This window comes from Janthinobacterium sp. DSP2-3-3, from assembly GCF_049897325.1.
GTDB lineage: Bacteria > Pseudomonadota > Gammaproteobacteria > Burkholderiales > Burkholderiaceae_D > Janthinobacterium.
Map to the genome: position 1 here is coordinate 354,222 of NZ_JAFCWA010000005.1, position 16,567 is coordinate 370,788.

General features: G+C 61.3%; 16 protein-coding genes. 5 read left to right on the plus strand and 11 right to left on the minus strand.

The window, feature by feature from the left end:
* Window positions 1-15: 15 nt before the first annotated feature.
* Entirely contained in the window at window positions 16-5,793 is a 5,778-nt protein-coding gene (locus tag ACP7DE_RS12910) for an alpha-2-macroglobulin family protein (RefSeq protein WP_426072460.1), read from the minus strand.
* Window positions 5,794-6,277: 484 nt separating this feature from the next.
* Here ACP7DE_RS12910 and ACP7DE_RS12915 point away from each other — a divergent pair, with 484 nt between their 5' ends.
* Both ACP7DE_RS12915 and ACP7DE_RS12920 read left to right on the plus strand, forming a co-directional pair.
* Entirely contained in the window at window positions 6,278-7,303 is a 1,026-nt protein-coding gene (locus tag ACP7DE_RS12915) for an OmpA family protein (RefSeq protein WP_426072461.1), read from the plus strand.
* 67 nt (window positions 7,304-7,370) lie between these two features.
* Window positions 7,371-8,318: a YihY/virulence factor BrkB family protein gene (locus ACP7DE_RS12920; protein WP_426072462.1), complete on the plus strand. Its 948-nt coding sequence runs from the start codon at window positions 7,371-7,373 to the stop codon at window positions 8,316-8,318.
* 57 nt (window positions 8,319-8,375) lie between these two features.
* On the opposite strand, the gene ACP7DE_RS12925 is transcribed toward ACP7DE_RS12920, so the two are convergent.
* The 3 genes from ACP7DE_RS12925 to ACP7DE_RS12935 all read right to left on the minus strand — a co-directional run bounded on the left by ACP7DE_RS12925 (window position 8,376) and on the right by ACP7DE_RS12935 (window position 10,596).
* Window positions 8,376-9,575 (minus strand): AI-2E family transporter, encoded by a 1,200-nt coding sequence (locus ACP7DE_RS12925; protein WP_426072463.1) that lies wholly within the window; start codon window positions 9,573-9,575, stop codon window positions 8,376-8,378.
* Between the two features lie 72 nt (window positions 9,576-9,647).
* The gene (locus ACP7DE_RS12930) at window positions 9,648-9,959 is read right to left on the minus strand and encodes a BON domain-containing protein (protein WP_034786324.1); all 312 of its coding nucleotides are present in this window, start codon (window positions 9,957-9,959) and stop codon (window positions 9,648-9,650) included.
* A gap of 82 nt (window positions 9,960-10,041) precedes the next feature.
* Window positions 10,042-10,596, minus strand: a complete 555-nt coding sequence (locus ACP7DE_RS12935; protein WP_426072464.1) for a hypothetical protein — start codon at window positions 10,594-10,596, stop codon at window positions 10,042-10,044.
* Between the two features lie 265 nt (window positions 10,597-10,861).
* On the opposite strand from ACP7DE_RS12935, the gene ACP7DE_RS12940 reads away from it, so the two are divergent.
* From ACP7DE_RS12940 to ACP7DE_RS12950, 3 genes are all read left to right on the plus strand, one after another.
* Window positions 10,862-11,308 (plus strand): glycine zipper 2TM domain-containing protein, encoded by a 447-nt coding sequence (locus ACP7DE_RS12940; protein ID WP_426072465.1) that lies wholly within the window; start codon window positions 10,862-10,864, stop codon window positions 11,306-11,308.
* 67 nt (window positions 11,309-11,375) lie between these two features.
* Window positions 11,376-11,528, plus strand: a complete 153-nt coding sequence (locus ACP7DE_RS12945; RefSeq protein WP_010396415.1) for a DUF3309 family protein — start codon at window positions 11,376-11,378, stop codon at window positions 11,526-11,528.
* Window positions 11,529-11,573: 45 nt separating this feature from the next.
* Entirely contained in the window at window positions 11,574-11,882 is a 309-nt protein-coding gene (locus ACP7DE_RS12950) for a hypothetical protein (protein WP_426072466.1), read from the plus strand.
* 28 nt (window positions 11,883-11,910) lie between these two features.
* On the opposite strand, the gene ACP7DE_RS12955 is transcribed toward ACP7DE_RS12950, so the two are convergent.
* From ACP7DE_RS12955 to ACP7DE_RS12985, 7 genes are all read right to left on the minus strand, one after another.
* A complete protein-coding gene (locus ACP7DE_RS12955) occupies window positions 11,911-13,065 on the minus strand; it encodes a patatin-like phospholipase family protein (protein ID WP_426072467.1) in 1,155 nt (384 codons plus the stop codon).
* Window positions 13,066-13,200: 135 nt separating this feature from the next.
* Window positions 13,201-13,539, minus strand: a complete 339-nt coding sequence (locus tag ACP7DE_RS12960) for a hypothetical protein (RefSeq protein WP_426072468.1) — start codon at window positions 13,537-13,539, stop codon at window positions 13,201-13,203.
* Between the two features lie 75 nt (window positions 13,540-13,614).
* Entirely contained in the window at window positions 13,615-14,001 is a 387-nt protein-coding gene (locus tag ACP7DE_RS12965; RefSeq protein ID WP_426072469.1) for a phage holin family protein, read from the minus strand.
* A gap of 18 nt (window positions 14,002-14,019) precedes the next feature.
* A complete protein-coding gene (locus ACP7DE_RS12970) occupies window positions 14,020-14,322 on the minus strand; it encodes a DUF883 family protein (RefSeq protein ID WP_035826246.1) in 303 nt (100 codons plus the stop codon).
* Window positions 14,323-14,380: 58 nt separating this feature from the next.
* The gene (locus ACP7DE_RS12975) at window positions 14,381-14,917 is read right to left on the minus strand and encodes a ferritin-like domain-containing protein (RefSeq protein ID WP_426072470.1); all 537 of its coding nucleotides are present in this window, start codon (window positions 14,915-14,917) and stop codon (window positions 14,381-14,383) included.
* 87 nt (window positions 14,918-15,004) lie between these two features.
* Window positions 15,005-15,904 (minus strand): OmpA family protein, encoded by a 900-nt coding sequence (locus ACP7DE_RS12980; RefSeq protein WP_426072471.1) that lies wholly within the window; start codon window positions 15,902-15,904, stop codon window positions 15,005-15,007.
* 30 nt (window positions 15,905-15,934) lie between these two features.
* Window positions 15,935-16,339 carry a DUF4398 domain-containing protein gene (locus ACP7DE_RS12985; RefSeq protein ID WP_426072472.1) on the minus strand — a complete coding sequence of 135 codons (405 nt, stop codon included), beginning with the start codon at window positions 16,337-16,339 and terminating at the stop codon, window positions 15,935-15,937.
* Window positions 16,340-16,567: the final 228 nt, after the last annotated feature.

A 16,567-nucleotide genomic window follows, 5' to 3' on the forward strand; every position in this document is an offset into this window, starting at 1 on the left:
CAATCAACTTTCCCTTCACTGCCCCACCTTCACATTCACGTTCGGCGACTCGCCAAACATCTCGGGCGAATACATGGCTTCGATGCGCGTGGCCGGCAGGCTGAAGTCACCGGCGTTGTTCAGGCGCACCGTGTATTCCACGCTCCAGGTGCCTTTCGGCACGAAGGCGTAATACGCGCGGAAGGCGTCGAAGGCCCGTTCCTCGAATGTCGGCCAGACCCAGCCCGTGGATTTTTCGCCGGCCGTGAGCAGCTGCGAATCGCGGCCCAGGCCATTGCCCAGCACCGTGGCGCTGGCGGGAATCGGGTCGTCGACCACTACCCAGCTCATGTCCGCCTGCGCCGACAAGTCCAGACGCACGCGGTAGACATCGCCGCGCGACCATAGTCCCGTGGTTTTCTGTTCCACTGGCGTCATGGTTTTCTTGATCGTGTAACCGCTGGACACGGGCGCCTTGAGCGGAATGGCCGCCAGACTTTGCACGGTGGCCCACGGCTTGCCCGTGCCGCTATGCGCCAGACCCAGGGTGTCCGTGCCCTTCGGCCACGCTTGCAGCACAGGGCCGACTTTCGCCGCGCCATTCCACACGAGCGCTTGCGTATCGCCGCCCAGCTTCACAGCGCTGGCGCCCGTCACTTGTGCAGATTCGAACTTGGCCGAGAACTTGGCGATGGCCAAAGTGCCCCAGGCGTTGGCCACCGTGGTATCCCAGCGGCCCTTCTTCTGGCGCCCCATACTGCCGCGCACCAGGCGGCCGATGTCATCCTTCCACGCCGGGTCATCCATCACGGCCAGCAGCAGCCGGTTGGCATTGACGTCGCCGGATACCATCAGCCACCACCAGTTATCCTTGCGCTCGGTGGAAAAGCCCATGGTCGTGCCCTGGAAGTTCAGGCGCGAACGCAGAATCTGCTGCGCTTCGGCCAGCAGCGCATCGCGGCGCGCCAGGTGTGGCGTGCGTTGCAGCAACAGGCTCCAGTCGATGACGGCGGAAGTGGGCCACAGGTTCGGGCTGATGCTGATACTCTCCAGGGCATCCGGCGGCACCTTGTTCGAACGCGACAGCGCTTCCAGTGCAGCGAGCTTGCGCACGGCCAGGTCGCTCGTGGCCAGCGCGGAGCGGCGCACGATGCGGCCCTGCACGAAGGCCGTCAAGGCTTCTTCCATGCGGTTCTTCGTCTGCTCGGGAATCGCATAGCCCGCTTCCCTGCTTGCCGACAATACATATGCCGTCAGGCTGTCGCTGCCCTGTTCCATGATGGGGAAGTATTTCAGCATGCCATCACTGTCCAGGTAGGCGGGCAGACTGGCGGCCAGCTTGTTCCACGCATCCTGGTCTTGCAGGGCGATGGCCTTCGAGGTGTTCTGCTCGAAGCAGGTGTACGGATAGGCCGCCATGTACTCGCGCACGCCGGGCAGCTCGCCGCCCAGTTTGGCGACAAAGCTGGTCTGGATGCCGCCTCGGCCCGGCAAGGCGCCGGCCGGCATCTGCACCGACATATTGATGGGCTTATCGATCTGCAGCAAGGTGGCCTGGTAAGTGCGCACGGGGGTGGCCTGGCCCACTTTTTGCGTGATTTTCAGTTTATCCGAGGTGTTGCCAAGCCCGCTGCCCGCCTTGGCGCTAATATCCCACACGATGCTTGCCGCACCGAGCGGCACCTGGTAATCCCAGCCCACTTCGCGCGCTTCGCCCGCTGCCAACGTCAGGCTCTGGCGCGGCAGCGCCTTGCCGGCCGCGCTGGCATTGAGGTCCACGCTCAAGGAGGCGGCCGAGGTGTTGCGCACGGTGAATCCCGCGCGCAACTGGTCACCTTCGCGCACCAGAGTCGGCAAGCCCGACATCAAGATCAAGTCTTGCGAGCTGCGGATATCCGTGCTGCCGGTGCCGAACAATTCCTTGCCGGCGCTGGCGATGGCGACGATGCGAAACGCCGTCAGCGAATCGTTCAGCGGCACTTGCACCGTGGCTTCGCCCTTGGCGTCGAGCTTGACGGTGGCTTTCCAGAACAGCAAGGTATCGAACAGCTCGCGGCTGGCACCCTTGCCGCCGCCACCGCCGGCCGGGAAAGCCTTGCGGCCAAAGTGGCGCTTGCCGATCACCTGCATCTGCGCCGTCGCCGTTTCCACCTGCAGGCTGCGCTGCGCCATCATGGTGTCGAGCAACTTCCAGCTATCGTTGGGCATCAACTCCAGCAGCCCCGTATCGACGGCCGCCAGCGCCACTTCGGCGCCGGCCGGCAAGGCTTTACCGTCGGCGCGGCGCACGCGCACGGATACTTCCGCCTTGTCGCGCGTCTTGTAGACCTCCTTGTCGGACACCACCATGACATTCAGTTCATGCGCCTGCCACCCCACGTTCAGGGGCGCGATGCCCATCTTGTAGGCTGGCTTGCCCAGGTCAACCAAGGCCGTCGGCTGCACGCCATCCACCCTGCCCCGCACGACAAACACGGAGACATACACATTCGGCGCGTAATTCGCTTTGACAGGGATATTCACCACCGGTTCCCGGCCATTCAGCTGGCGCACATAGGTGTCGAGGATGCCTTCGCGCTCGACCGTGATCAAGGCTGTGCCCGAACGGAACGGCATGCGCACCTGCAAGCTCGCTTCCTGGCCCGGTTCATAGCGTTTCTTTTCAGGCAGCACGTCGATGCGGTCATTGTCGCTGGCGTTGAACCACCAGTCGCCGCTGCCGGCCACCCAGGTTTCGCGGTTGGCGACAGCCGCATTGCCGGCAGCATCCTGCGTACGGGCGCGCAAGATCAAATTGCCGCTGGCGGGCGCCTTCACATCGCAGATCAGCAAGCCCTTGTTGTCCGTCTTGCCCGAACAGGCGGGGCCCAGCTTGACGATTTCGCTGCTGTTTTCATACGCATAGAAACCACCGATCAGGCGGCGGCGGTGCGAATAGCTGTTGCGCTGGAAGAAATCGACGGCCACGGCCGCATTTGCCACGGGCTTGCCATTGGTGCCCAGCACGGCGACCGTGAACTTGAAGGCATCTTTGCTCAAGGCCCAGGCGTCGGGCTTGATGCCAATCACATAGTTCGATGGCCACAGCGGCACGCGCGTGGCCACGGAAGCCGTCTCGCCATTCGCATCCTGGAAAGCCATTTCCGCCACCAGGTCGCGCGGCACGGACAGCTGCGGCAGCTGGTCGATGACGATGCGCGCACCGCCCGCCTTGTCCAGGGTCAAGCTTTGCGTGCGCGCCGCGGAAGCGCCGGCGCCGGGGCCGGCTGGTCCGCCATGGCCTTCATCTTGCCATTCGCCCTCATCATCATCGTAGCCCGTGCCCTGCTTGACCAAGCCTTCCTTCACGTCGCCATTGCTGAAGCTGACATCGGGATAGTCGGCAAAGGTGACGCTCTTGTCTTGCAGTACCGTGCGCAGCTTGACGGGCGCATTCGTGGCGGCGCCACCGGCCAGGTAGGTGATTTGCGCATCTAGGGCCAGCTGTTTCACCTGCACGGCGGGCGCTTTCGGCCCCTGCAGCACGGCTTTCATGGTCGGTACGCGGAACGCTTCCACGCGGAAACTGCCGGACGGGCGGCCCGCCATCGTCACACTGTATTCGCCCTGCTTGGCGTCGGCGGGAATCACCCAGTCGCTTTCCGCCGTGCCACTGGCGGACCAGCGCAGCGGTAGTTGGTAGTTCTGGTCGCTGCCCTGATGCGTGATGACGACGGAGGTGGCGCTGCCGGGGCCGTTGTTCTTGTCGACCAGGCTCATGCCCTCGGCCGTGTGCTTGCGAATGAAATGCTTCATGTGCACGGTTTCGCCGGCGCGCAGCAAGGTGCGGTCGAATACCGTGGCCAGCAAGGTGTTGTCGGCGCGCGTATCGTCCGTGGGCAAGTTGAAACGCCAGGCTTCGATGCCGCCCACCCAATCCGACAGGGTGAACGTCATGTCGCCGCCGCTGCGCGCACTGATAAAGTAGCGGCCATTGTTCTTGCAACTGGAATTGGCCAGCTCGCCAGGGATGTGCGCCACGCCGTCCGCACCCGTGGCGCCTTGCCACAGCAGCTTGCCGGCGCAGTCGCGCACGGCCACTTGCGCTTTCGCAACAGGCGCGCCCTTGTCCAGCGACGTCACCCACACGAGCGACGATTGTGCGCCGTGCTTGAAGTGGGCCGCCAGGTTGGTCACCAGCGCGGCCGTGCGAATGTAGGCCGTGGTGGGTTTGCCCAGCAGCACTTTGCCGAGGATGGGGCTGGCCAGCTCGACCACGTAAAAGCCCGGTTTCTGCAGCGGAATGCCGATCACTTCAAAGGTTTTCTTGCCATCGGGGCGCGGCAGGCTGATGGGGCGCGTGCCGGCCGCCTGGGCCAGCACGGATTTGCTCATGTTGCCCGCATACTGGGCGTACGGCTGCCAGTATTCGCCACCGGCGCCATCGCCGGCCAGGCGCTGCATCCACTCGATGATGAACTTGTCGTCATTGTCGGGCACGCGCAAGGTGGCGCCTGTCGCGGCAGGCGCGGCGGTGGAGGCCGATTCCTTGGCGATTTCCTTGCCGGTCAGCACGGGCTCGATATTGCGCACGGTGACAGGCAGCAAGCCGTCGCCCTTGGCCTCGATGATGCCGAACGGGGCCGGGAACTTCAACAGCGGCGGCTGTTCACCCGTGCGCACCGTCATGGGGAAGCGCGCACGGTTGAGCAAGGCGCGGCCCGCGTCGTCCGTCAGCTTCGGCGGCAGGTTCAGCACGAAACTGGCTTGCACGGGGAAAGGACCGTTGAAGGTCACGTACTGCACGAATTCGGCTTTTTCCTCTTCCTTCGAGAGCGTCGGCGCATACGTCTTGCCGCCCCCTGTCAGGGTCACGGCGCGCACCAGCGATGCTTGCACGGGCGCAGAAAACTGCAAGCGCATGGGCAGGAAGGGAATGCACTGTTCCTTCGGATTGCTGCGCTCGCAGCTGAACTTGGCCGTGAAGTCGGGGCGCGTCTTGAACTGCAGGGTTTGCGCCTTGTCCGTGGCGATGCCGCTGGCGCTGGCGATGCCCTCGCCCCACACCAGGGAGACCTTGGCGTTGGCGGGGAAGCTGCGCTTGCATTGCAGCACGGCGACGGGCAACGGCGGCGCGCCCTTGCTGGCGACGGGCATGCCCACTTTCCACAGCGTGCCCCGCTTCTTGAAGTACACGGTCAGGTAGCGGTCGAGAAAGCTCTTGCGCAGGGTCAATACCTGCTCCAATTCCTTACCCACCAGCCGCCGCACGGGAATCTTTTCATTGATGCCATCGGCGCGGCAATACGCATGCGCGGCCACGCTGGCCTCGTTCGGCACGGCGTCCAGGCCCAGCACGAAGATCTGGTTTTCATCGATATACGGCTGGCCGTCATAGGGTACGGCCTCGACGATGGCCGGGCCGCCCGTGGAAAAGCGGTAGGACGTCGTTCCCTGCAAGGGCTTGCCCGCCAGGTCCTTCAGTCCCGCTTTCAAGGTGAAGTTGCAGGCCACGCCGGCGGGCAAGTCGCGCTCGAAATCAAAGTTCCAGTTGCGCTCGTCGGCCCAGCGCCCGGCGCCCGCCACGACGGCAGGCTCGGCCTTGCCGCAATCGATGGCAAACGGCGCGGGCAAGCCCATGTCGCCGAACGGCACCATCGGCGTGGCGAACTGGGCACGCACCTGGCGTACGGCCTTGACCGTGCCGCTCGGTGAAAACAGGGACACGCCGCTATCGGCCCAGACCGGCGTAGCCATGCCCAGCGAGAGCAGCAGACATAGCCGGCCCAGTTTGCCAAACAGCGGGGAAGAAACAATACGGGGATGGTCAGGCACGGGTGACTCCTTGATGAAAAGTGGCGGAGCTGGCTGCGGCACGCACAAGTTGCCAGGAGGAAGCCCGGCAAGGCAACAGAACGCGGCAGGAATACAACATGAATGTAATAGTAGTTATCAAGCGCAACATTGTTGCTAATATACAGTGGCATGCTGGTAACAAGTCGTACGATTGCCTCTGCCGCGGCGCCAGGAAATGGCCGTACTGGTGAAGATTCCACCAAGTAAATTAGTTTTTTTCAACACCAAGGTCTTTGTCGTGAATCTGCAACACCATTGATATACAACAATGCTTTGTGCGCTAACGCACCGACCTCTCGAACCTGGAATCGTATTCTTAGTCCAACAGCAGTGCATTTATCGCAAGACGAGCGCACTGGAATTGTTGTCTATCTCATGTTGTCTATCCCATGCAATAGCACGTGTAGCAAGATGTCGCTTTGATGCTGTAGAGAAAATCTCTTATCAACGTTGGGAGTTACTTGTGAATAATCTAAAAAAAATCGCCGTTGCCGCCGCAGTCCTGTGCTCCGCCCTAGGCGCACAGGCCCAGGAAATCAATCCCTCCTGGTATATTCAACCCAGCATCAACGCACTCAAGCCAGATTCCGACTTTGCCACGGATAAAACCGGCTATGGCGCAGGCTTGCGTTTCGGTAAGCCTGTTTCCCCGGACTGGGATATCCAGCTGGGCACCACGTACGCCCGTTCCAAGGATGGCGGCCAGCGCTACCAGCAAAATACGCTGGGCGTAGACGGCTTGTACATGTTCTCGCGTAAAGCCTTCCGTCCCTTCCTGCTGGTGGGTGCCGGCATGCAGCGCGACAAGGACACCAGCTTCGCTTTCGGTGAACGCAGCAAGAGTTCGCCATACGCCAGCGTCGGCCTGGGCTTCCAGTCCACGATCAACGATCAATTGTCGTTCCAGGCTGACATACGCAATGTGCACGGCTTCCTGCGCGGCAATACCTTCGACCCGAGCAGCAAGTCCAACAACTACTATGTCACCGTGGGCCTGAACTTCGCGTTCGACAAACCGCCTGCATCGCCGCCACCACCGCCACCGCCGCCAGTACGCGAGGAAGTCGTCGTGGTCTTGCCGCCACCACCGCCGCCACCGCCAGCACGCTTTGAAAAAGTGACGATGGCGGCAACGGAACTGTTCGCGTTCGACAGCGCCAAGCTGGGCCCGACACAGACCAAGCTCGACGAGATCGCCCGCGTGCTGACCGCAGCGCCGGACGTCAACAACGTCGTCATCAGTGGTTATGCCGACCGCATCGGTTCACCCAAGTACAACCTGAAACTGTCGCAGCAGCGCGCTGACGCAGTCAAGGAATACCTGGTCGCCCACGGTGTCGCCGCCAACCGTCTGACGGCCGAAGGCAAGGGCTCGACCAATCCTGTCGTCACCTGCGATAACAAGAAGCGTGCCGACCTGATCAAGTGCCTGGAACCAAACCGCCGCGTTGAAGTGGAACAGATCACCATCGAACGCCGCGTACAGTAAGCAATACCAGTGGTACGCCACTAGTTAAAAAAGGGGCTGCGGCCCCTTTTTTTCATTGAAAGTCACTATGAATTTTTCTACCCGCTATCCCAAACTGGCCAGCCTGGCTCCGTTCAGCAAGCAGATGCGTAGTGTCATCGTCTGCTCCGTCACTGAATGGCTGGAGCACCGCGCCTCGAGCAAGGGTGCCGCCCTCGCCTACTACACCCTGTTTTCCATCGCCCCCATCCTTGTGCTGGTGATTGCCATCGCCGGTTTTTTCTATGGCCCGGCCGCCGCGCGCGGCGAGCTGATGGGGCAACTGCAAGGTTTGCTGGGCACGCAAGGCGCCGAAGCCATCCAGCTCGTGCTGGCCGGCGCGAAAAACCATGAACAGGGCCGCATCGCCACCCTCATCGCCAGCGCCCTGCTGCTGTTTGGCGCCACCAGCGTGTTTGCCGAACTGAAAGCCAGTCTCGATGAAATCTGGCAAGTGCCCCCCCTGAAGGAAGCGGGCGCCTGGGACATGCTGCGCACGCGCCTGCTGTCTTTCGGCCTGGTGCTGGTCCTGGCCTTCCTGCTGATGGTGTCGCTGGTGGTCAACGCGGCCATGGCCATCCTCGCCAACTTCTGGGAAGGCGTGTGGAAGGACACGGCCGTGCTGTTTACCATTTTGTCGAACCTGATCGGCTTTGCCGTCATCGCCAGCCTGTTCGCCGTCATCTATAAAATGCTGCCGCGCGTCCGCTTGTCATGGCGCGACGTACTGATCGGTGCCGTGGGCACGGCTTTCATGTTTGCACTGGGGAAGTATGCGATAGGCGTATATATCGGCAATAGCGGTGTGGCCAGCAGCTATGGCGCAGCCGGTTCGCTGGTGGCCCTGCTGCTGTGGGTGTATTACTCGGCGCAGATTTTCTTCCTGGGTGCCGAATTCACGCGCCAATTTGCCCTGCAACTGGGCAGCATGAAGGACATGCCGAAAACGGAAGACGGCGATGTGCAAGTCAGGATATTGAAACGCCACCAGTCCTGATTGTCTGCCCCTGCATGCAACAACGGCGCCCACGGGCGCCGTTGGCGTTGCCGCACGCTATTCGCCCAGCAGCTCGGCCACCGCTTCCATGCCCTGCACGCGCTCGGCCACCACCTTCACGATGACGATGATGGGCACGCCCAGCAGCAAGCCCCAGACGCCCCACAGCCAGCCCCAGAACAGCAGACTGATGAAGACGGCCGTGGGATTCATGCGAGCGATGCGCCCCGTCATCCAGGTGGTGACAAAGGTGCCCACCAGGGTGGCGATGGCCATCGACGTGCCCGTCACCAGCAAGACCATTTCCAGCGATTCGAACTGCAAAAAGGCGACCATCCCCGTGGCGATGGTGATGAGCAAGGGACCGAAATACGGCATGATGTGCAGCAAGCCGGCCACGATGGCCCAGGCGCCCGCATTTTCCAAGCCGATCACGCGCAAGGCGATCCACATCATGACCGCCAGCAAGCCATTCGTGACGAGCAGCATGAACATATAGTTCTGGATCGAGGTATTGATGTCTTCCAGGATGTGCACGGTGACCTTCTTGCGGCTCAACGACGGGCCCGTCAGCTTGACGAGCTTGCGCTTGAAGGTATTGCCCGACAGCAGCAGGAAAAACACGAGAAAGATGACCATGGCGGCCTGGCTGAGGAAACCCACCAGGCCCAGCGAGCCAGCCCAGACCCAGTCCATGATCTTGAAATTCGGTGCATCCGGCGCAGTGGCGGCGCGGCGGATATTGCGGCGCGCTTCGGCGCCAGCGGCCACTTGCTCGATTGCATTGGCCACGGCCTGCATCTTTTGGAAGGTGCTGTTCTTGCCACCCGTGTTCTCGGCGATCAGCCGCGACAGTTTCTGTGTGGCGGCCGGCAACTCTTCAACGATGGATTCAAATTCGCCCTGCACGCGCTCGATCACGACGATGGAGCCGAACAGGATCAGCGCCGTCACCACGCTAACGCAAATGGCGCGCGGCAGGCGCAGCTTTTCCAGCCAGGCGACGACGGGATTGAGGGTATAGGCAATAAAAATGCCGAAGATGACGGGAATGAGGAATTTCTGCGCCCATTGCAGCGCGTAGATGAAGCTGACAGTAGCGATGATGCCCAAGGCCAGGCCGCGCGCATGGACATGCAACGGCAGGCGCAAGGATGCATCCAAGTGCTCCTCGGGCGCGCCGGGAGGTGGCCCGGCAGGCTCGATGGAAGCAGCCGCCACCGGCTCGGGCGGGGTATCTGTAGGCTGGATATGCATGCGATTCCCGCGACGGTCGGTGGAGGACCACAGCGCCAGCCATCGGGCCGGGCGCTGCGGCAGGTCATGCCATTACTTGACGCGGATGTCGTTTTTCACCGACTTCACGCCCTTGACGCCACGGGTAATTTCGCCCGCTTTAGCGGCGTCAGCTGGCTGAGCCACGAAGCCGCTCAGCTGAACCACGCCCTTGAAGGTTTCAACGTTGATTTCCGTCGATTTCAGGGTAGGCTCATTGAAGATGCTGGCTTTGACTTTGGTGGTGATGGCCGCATCGTCGATGTACTCGCCCGTGCCTTCTTTGGTTGGGGTCGAAGCGCAACCTGCAACAGCGAACAGGGAAGCGACGAAAAGGCCAGTAGCGATAGATTTAGTGAATTTCATGGTTTTTTCCTTAGGAGTGGTCAATCAATGTGCTCACAATGAGCTTCTTATACCAATCTGGTGACTGCGCGCCGGAGGGAGCTCAGTAGCCAAACTGGGTTTTTGCAGCCTTGATACAGTCATCCTTGGCTGCGCCGGCTAATGCATCGCATTTTTCTGTCGCGACCTTGTACTCGGCTTTTCTCTTTGCTTCACGCGCATCGCTGCGCGCTTCGATAACTTTCTTGTCTGCCTTGGCGTCGGCCAGGGCCGCCACCTTGGTGGACTTGGCCAGCTTGACGCAGACATCCTTGTCGTTGCCCGTCAACGCATTGCAGCGGGCCAGGTCGACGTCGTAGTTGGCATCGGCAATCTTGATGCGCGCCTTGGTGTAGGCGCGCAGGGTATTCGTGTATTGCGCCTGAGCAACTGCTTCATCGTAGGTGCGCACGGCCTTCGCTTCGGCAATGCAGACATCCTTCGGGTTGCCCGTGATTTTTTCGCATTCCGCATGCGCCAGCTTGTAATTCAGGCCAGCCTGTTCTTTGGCCGCCTTGTAGGCTGCTTTCGCTTCCGGCGTGGCGGCCACTGCCTGGCCGCCCCAGGCGGCGCACGCCAGGCTGACGACGATGGCGGTGAAGAGCTTATTCTTGTTCATGTATTTCTCCCTGGTGGTGACAAGCATGTCTGCTTGGCATGACTACCGTTTTACGTGGATCGTCGCCGCCCTTCTGTACGCTGCCGTACACAAGTAATTTATTTTGAAAGTGGGAAGCAGTCAGGGAGAAATAACAACGTTTTGACGCATCGCATTCGCCAAAAACACCATTCCGACACGAAATAAGTGCGTGCGGCAGCGTACAGACCGGGAACAGGGGCGTAACTAAGATGGCACTACACCCTCACCTCGTCAGGAGAATAAAATGAAAACCAATGCCACCTTGGCAGCACTGATGCTCGCCGGCACAGCCGTACTGAGCGGTTGTGCCACCGGCCCTTCCCAGTCACAGCAGTACTACCCGGCCAACCAGCCTGAGTCCGCCATGTACGGCACCGTCGACTCCATCCAGATCGTGCAGGGTGGCGGTCAAACCAGCGGCGCCGGCGCCGTGGTCGGCGGCATCGCCGGCGCCTTGTTGGGCAATACCATCGGCTCGGGCGGCGGACGCACGGCCGCCACCGTGGCGGGCGCCGTCGCCGGCGGCGTGGTCGGCAACCAGGTGGAGGGCCGCAGGCAGCAAGCACAGTCCTACCAGATCAGCGTGCGCCTCGACAACGGCGAATACCGCACCGTGGTGCAGGACAACGCGAATGACTTGCGTCCAGGCAACCGCGTGCGCGTCGTTGACGGCCGCGTCTACCGCTATTAATTTTCGGCGGACTGTGCCAGCAGGCATCCGCCATCCCGCATACGTTGTACGATAACAAGGAGTTGCCATGGGCACCATCATTCTGATCATCTTGATCCTGGCCCTGGTCGGCGTCCTGCCTACCTGGCCGCATAGCCGCAACTGGGGTTACGGCCCCAGCGGCATCGCCGGCCTGGTCGTCGTGATACTGATCCTGCTATTACTGACGGGCAGGTTGTAAAAAAAAGGCGCTGCGGCGCCTTTTCTATTTCAAAGAGGAAATATCATGACACTCCGACTCACTCCCCCGGCGCTGGCCATCGTACTGGCATGCAGCCTGGCACCATTCAGCCAGGCACAAACCGCTGCCCCGCAAGCGGGCGATCCGGCCCGCTGGTACCAGGAAGACAGCACGGCGCAAGCCCAGTTGCGCACCTTGCGCAAGGAAATCGCCGCCGCCCTGGCCGAGGCCAAAAAAGCCTGCCGTATGGAACCATCCGCCACGCGGGCCACTTGCCTGAAGGATGCGCACGACACTTACCGGCAAGACATGGCGAACGCGGAAAAACTGCGTGTAGCGGCGCATCCGCAGTGATGCGCAGTGCTATTGCGATGCCGCCTGATCAGGCGGCGTCGCGTTCGTACGGCGGCAACTCGTGCACCACCAGCGGCGTGTCTTCCGTGACGAACGCCAGCCAGCCGGCCGCCTTAATCGCGCGCAAGGCGTCCTGGTAGCCCTGCTCCCAGCGCCAATCGATGGAGCCCTTGGAGAAATTGATATCCTTGGCCGCCATGTGCCAGTCGCGCCCCGCATACGGCAAGCGCACGATGTGCATGGTGCTGTCGCAGCCCAGCGCTACCAGTTCTTCCGTCTGTTGCCGGTTATGCGCGCTGTCGGGCAGCTTGGCGTAGAGTTCGCGCAATTTATGTTGCAAGGTATGCGTATTGACGTAATCTTCGATATGCCGCTTCGAGCGCGACGCGAAGGTGACATCTTTTTGCCGCGTCTGCACTTCATCGAGCGTGGTCGGCTCCGGGCCTTCCGAGCTCCACAGGTCGACCATGAAGACCAGCGTATCGACGTGGGGCGTGTCGTCGAGCACGGTTTCCAGCGGCGTATTCGAATACAGGCCGCCATCCCAGTACAGGTCGCCATCGACGCGCACGCCTGCAAAGCCGGGCGGCAAGGCGCCGCTGGCGCGGATATGGTCGGCCGTCAGTGGCTGCTGCTGGCTGTCGAAACTGACGAGGCTGCCGCATTTGACGCGCAGGGCGTTGACCGTCAGACGCATGCCACCGGGCTGGTTCAGATAATCGAAATCGACCAGTTCCTCGAGGGTGCTGGCCAGCTCGCTTGTGTCGTAATAGCTGGCGTCTTCCGGCTTGACGGCGATTCCTGTCGGGAACAGGCTGAACGAACGCGGCTTGAAGAAGCCGGGCACGCCGCGCAGCACCGTATCGAGCGTGGCCAGCCAGATGTTCGAGCGGCGCTGCTGGTCCGAAACAAGGTTCATATCGATACTGTCGCGGTGCGCCACGCGCTGCCAAAACTGTTTTAGCCGCACCAGCCTGTCCTCGTGCTTGTTGCCGGCCAAAATGGCTGCATTGATGGCGCCAATCGAGGTGCCCACCACCCAATCCGGCGCCAGGCCATGTTCGTGCAGCGCGTGATAGACGCCAGCCTGGTAGGCGCCCAACGCGCCGCCGCCTTGCAGCACCAGCACGATGCGCAGGCGCGAGGGATTTAACTGATTGATCGGTGTCTTCGAATTCGTCATCAAGATGGCCCTGTATGCGCCGCGCAAGTGCAGCGTGAATCATTGTAAGGGATTGCGCCTGTATGCGCCCAACAGTGGATACGGGCAAAAAAAAACGCCGTCCATGACGGCGTTCCCGTGCAACATGGCTGGCGTTCAGCGCTTGCGGCGCAGCCAGCTGGTGGCAACGGCGGCCACGGCCACGAGGACCAGGGCCGGCTTGACCAGCTTCTTGCGTCCGATAAACGATAGCGCCGTTAGCACATAGGGCATGGCGCCTTGCAGGCGCATGCCGCCCGGCGCCAGCAAGGACTCGACCCGGTGGCCGGCAAAGCCGACAGCCGTCTCGACCACGCCCTGCAGCAGCGATTCGGGACGCAGCCCATAGCCCACGTTGGCGCGCGCATGCACGATGCCCACGCGGTACATTTCGCCCTGGGCGATCAGCAGGCGCTTGCGGGCGGCTTGCGCCGCCAGTTTGTCGTTTTCCGACATGAATTCTCCTCGTAAGGCAGGCTGGACATGGCGGGCCCCGTTCCGGCACAGGTCCGGGTGGTTCCCGCCAGCAGCTTACATCAGCATGTCGCGGTCAGCCTTCAATTCCGCCATGGTGGCCGGCATGGACAACTTTCCTTGACGCAGCATGGCGCGTGCATAGATGACCAGAGTGATGGCCAGCAGTACGAACACGACCGTCATGATCGCCAGGATCTTCCAGCCCAGGCTATCCCAGGCCAGGAAAACGATCAGCACGCTGCCGTAAGCGATGGCAAACAAGCCCGCAACTGTCGCCAAGGCGAAAATGACCACCAGCTGCAACATGTGATTGCGCACCTCCGACAGTTCGATGGTGGCCAGTTCCAGCCGCGACAACATCAGTCCGACGGCGTTTTTGGCCAGGCCGGCGACCGAGCCGATCAATCCCGGCCCCTGGTGAGATGAAGCAGACTTGTCCATATCGCTCCTGACGGTGGATTACTTGCGGCCCAGGATGAAGCCGACCAGCACGCCGACGCCAGCGGCGACGGCCACCGTGCGCCATGGGTTTTCCTTGACGTAACCGTCTGCCTGGGCAGCCATCTGCTTGGTGGCAACGATGGCCGACGCTTGCGCTTCGTGCGCTTTGGCCAGTGCGGCATCCAGGGTTTTCATGCCCTTGACGCGCACTTCATCGGCTTTTTCGCCAGTCAGGGCGGCAGCGGCGCTGAACAGGGCTTGCGCATCCTTGACCAGGGTTTTGACATCGTTATTGACGGTGGTGATATTGTTTTCCAACATGGTTTAGCTCCTTAGCTATGGATGAATGTAGTTACTATACCTACTTTACTCAAAAACACTATTCCATCAGATCGCGCATATCATCGGCGTGCTCTTCCTCGACAGCCATGATTTTGATCAACAAATGGCGTGTGGTCGGGTCTTTGTCGCCAATTTTCACGATCATCTGGCGATATGACTCGATCGCTACGCGTTCCGCGATCAAATTGGCACGCACCATGCTTTGCACGTCTTCGGAGTCATCATACTCGGCATGACTACGTGCAAGCAATGTTGCAGGATTAAAATCTGGCTTGCCATTCAATTGCACGATGCGTTCAGCCAGCCAGTCGGCGTGCTCCTGCTCTTGCTGCGCATGCTCAAGGAACTCGGCCTTGACGCCCCCATTGTCGCGCCCGCTTACGGTGTAGTAATGGCGTTTATAGCGCGCAATACACACCAGTTCGGTAGCCAGCGCCGCATTCAACAGGGTGATCAATTCCTCGCGGTCAGCCTGATAGCCGGCCGTCACGGCACCGTCGTCCAGGTTTTTGGCGGCGGCGCGGATGGCGGCCGTATCGATGCCAGCTGGAATCTCAACAGATGTTTGGATCATAATGTTTCCTTTCAAGTCTTGCTTGGGTATCCACCGGCCAACATGCGGCCGGTGCTGCCTTTCTACTCCCGCGCCAGGCGGCGCGACTTAGCGGCGGGCGGGAATGGCCGTGTTGTCCTCGGACAAGACGATTTCCACCCGGCGATTCAGCTGGCGGTTCGCCGCGCTGTCATTGCCGGCGGCCGGATAGGCGGCGCCATAGCCTTTCGTGGCGATGCGGTCGCGGCTGATGCCTTGTTCCAGCAGCGCATTGCGCACGGATTCGGCGCGACGCTGCGACAATTCCAAGTTGTGCGCGGAACCGCCCGTGCTATCCGTAAAGCCTTCGATCAGCACGGTGCGTTGCGGGTTGTTTTTCAGCACATCGGCCAGCTTGCGTGCCGTATTCGCGCCATCGGCCGTCAAGTTCGCCTTGTCCGTGCCAAACAGCACGTCACCGAGGGTAATGACCATGCCGCGTTCGGTTTTCTTGGCGGCCAGGTCGGCCAGCTGCACTTCCAGCGCGGCGGCGCGGGCGGTGGCGTCACGGGCCGACGCTTCGGCCGATTGCGCCTGGGCCTTGGCTGCTTCCGCATCCGCCTGGGCCGCCTGGGCGCGTGCCGTGGCCTGGTCAGCCTGCTGCGTGCGTGCATCGAGGCGCAACTGGTCGCGCTGCTTGCCGGCGTTGGCGATATCGGCTTCCGCTGCCTTTTGCTTGGCGACTTCTTGCGCCGTGGCTATCTTTTGCTTGGCCAGGTAGGCCAGCTTGTCGACCTTTTCGCTGTCATCCTGGCGCGTGGCGGCCGCGTTCGCCGCTTCCAGCGCAGCGCTCGCTTCGCGGAATTCGCGTGGAGCATAGGTCGACACCAGCGGGTTCGATTGCGCCGCCATGTAATCGCCGCGCGTCTGATCGAGCAGACTGGTGGTGGTCGGTGCGGAGCTGCAGGCGGCAACAAAAGCGGCCATGGCCAGCAGGCCGGGAATGGTGGTGTAAGTAGCTTTTTTCATGATGGGTTCCTGTTCTGTTCTTATTGTTAGTTATTGTTTCGGGGCTTGCTGGTTAGCACGGTCGAGTTCTTCGCGCATGACGCGGATGTTCTCGTTGATTTCATCGGCGGCGCTGGTGGCCTTGGTCGAGTTGGCCTTGCTTTGCGCCAGCTTGGCATCGGCCTGCGCCTGGTCGGCCAACTCGCGTGCCAGTTTATAGTCGCGGTCTTTCAATGCCTGGTTAGCCATGCGCATTTTTTCGCGGGCCGAACGCATTTCATCGGGTGCCAGTTCGGCGGCACCGGCGCTGGCGGCGTTATCCACGGCGGCGCGCGACACGGCGACATCGGCCGTGGCAGGCGTTTTCAGGCTGGAACAGCCCGTCATCAGGACGACGGCGGTGGCGCAAGCAGCCAGGGCGGCCAGTGGGGACATCGTGAAATCTCGGTTTGTCATTTTTCTTCTCCTAGAGAATGTTAAGCAGTAAGGTTCATACGTCGGTGCATCTGGAATCAGGAACGGCGTTTGATGTATGACGTTATAGGCTCCGGCTTCCCGCGTATCCGTTCGGTGCCGCACATAGAGTAAGAAATCGACAATACTTGCATGGGCAAGGTGCGTTAGCGCACGCCTGCGCCAGCAAAACCTGAAACGGACCCGGCTTTGTAACGATTCCTGTAGCAT

Bases quoted from the DNA above. Each gene is read 5' to 3' on its own strand.
- ACP7DE_RS12920 (WP_426072462.1), top strand. From the start codon at position 7,371: ATGAATTTTTCTACCCGCTATCCCAAACTGGCCAGCCTGGCTCCGTTC.
- ACP7DE_RS12925 (WP_426072463.1), bottom strand. From the start codon at position 9,575: ATGCATATCCAGCCTACAGATACCCCGCCCGAGCCGGTGGCGGCTGCT.
- ACP7DE_RS12930 (WP_034786324.1), bottom strand. From the start codon at position 9,959: ATGAAATTCACTAAATCTATCGCTACTGGCCTTTTCGTCGCTTCCCTG.
- ACP7DE_RS12935 (WP_426072464.1), bottom strand. From the start codon at position 10,596: ATGAACAAGAATAAGCTCTTCACCGCCATCGTCGTCAGCCTGGCGTGC.
- ACP7DE_RS12940 (WP_426072465.1), top strand. From the start codon at position 10,862: ATGAAAACCAATGCCACCTTGGCAGCACTGATGCTCGCCGGCACAGCC.
- ACP7DE_RS12945 (WP_010396415.1), top strand. From the start codon at position 11,376: ATGGGCACCATCATTCTGATCATCTTGATCCTGGCCCTGGTCGGCGTC.
- ACP7DE_RS12950 (WP_426072466.1), top strand. From the start codon at position 11,574: ATGACACTCCGACTCACTCCCCCGGCGCTGGCCATCGTACTGGCATGC.
- ACP7DE_RS12955 (WP_426072467.1), bottom strand. From the start codon at position 13,065: ATGACGAATTCGAAGACACCGATCAATCAGTTAAATCCCTCGCGCCTG.
- ACP7DE_RS12960 (WP_426072468.1), bottom strand. From the start codon at position 13,539: ATGTCGGAAAACGACAAACTGGCGGCGCAAGCCGCCCGCAAGCGCCTG.
- ACP7DE_RS12965 (WP_426072469.1), bottom strand. From the start codon at position 14,001: ATGGACAAGTCTGCTTCATCTCACCAGGGGCCGGGATTGATCGGCTCG.
- ACP7DE_RS12970 (WP_035826246.1), bottom strand. From the start codon at position 14,322: ATGTTGGAAAACAATATCACCACCGTCAATAACGATGTCAAAACCCTG.
- ACP7DE_RS12975 (WP_426072470.1), bottom strand. From the start codon at position 14,917: ATGATCCAAACATCTGTTGAGATTCCAGCTGGCATCGATACGGCCGCC.
- ACP7DE_RS12980 (WP_426072471.1), bottom strand. From the start codon at position 15,904: ATGAAAAAAGCTACTTACACCACCATTCCCGGCCTGCTGGCCATGGCC.
- ACP7DE_RS12985 (WP_426072472.1), bottom strand. From the start codon at position 16,339: ATGACAAACCGAGATTTCACGATGTCCCCACTGGCCGCCCTGGCTGCT.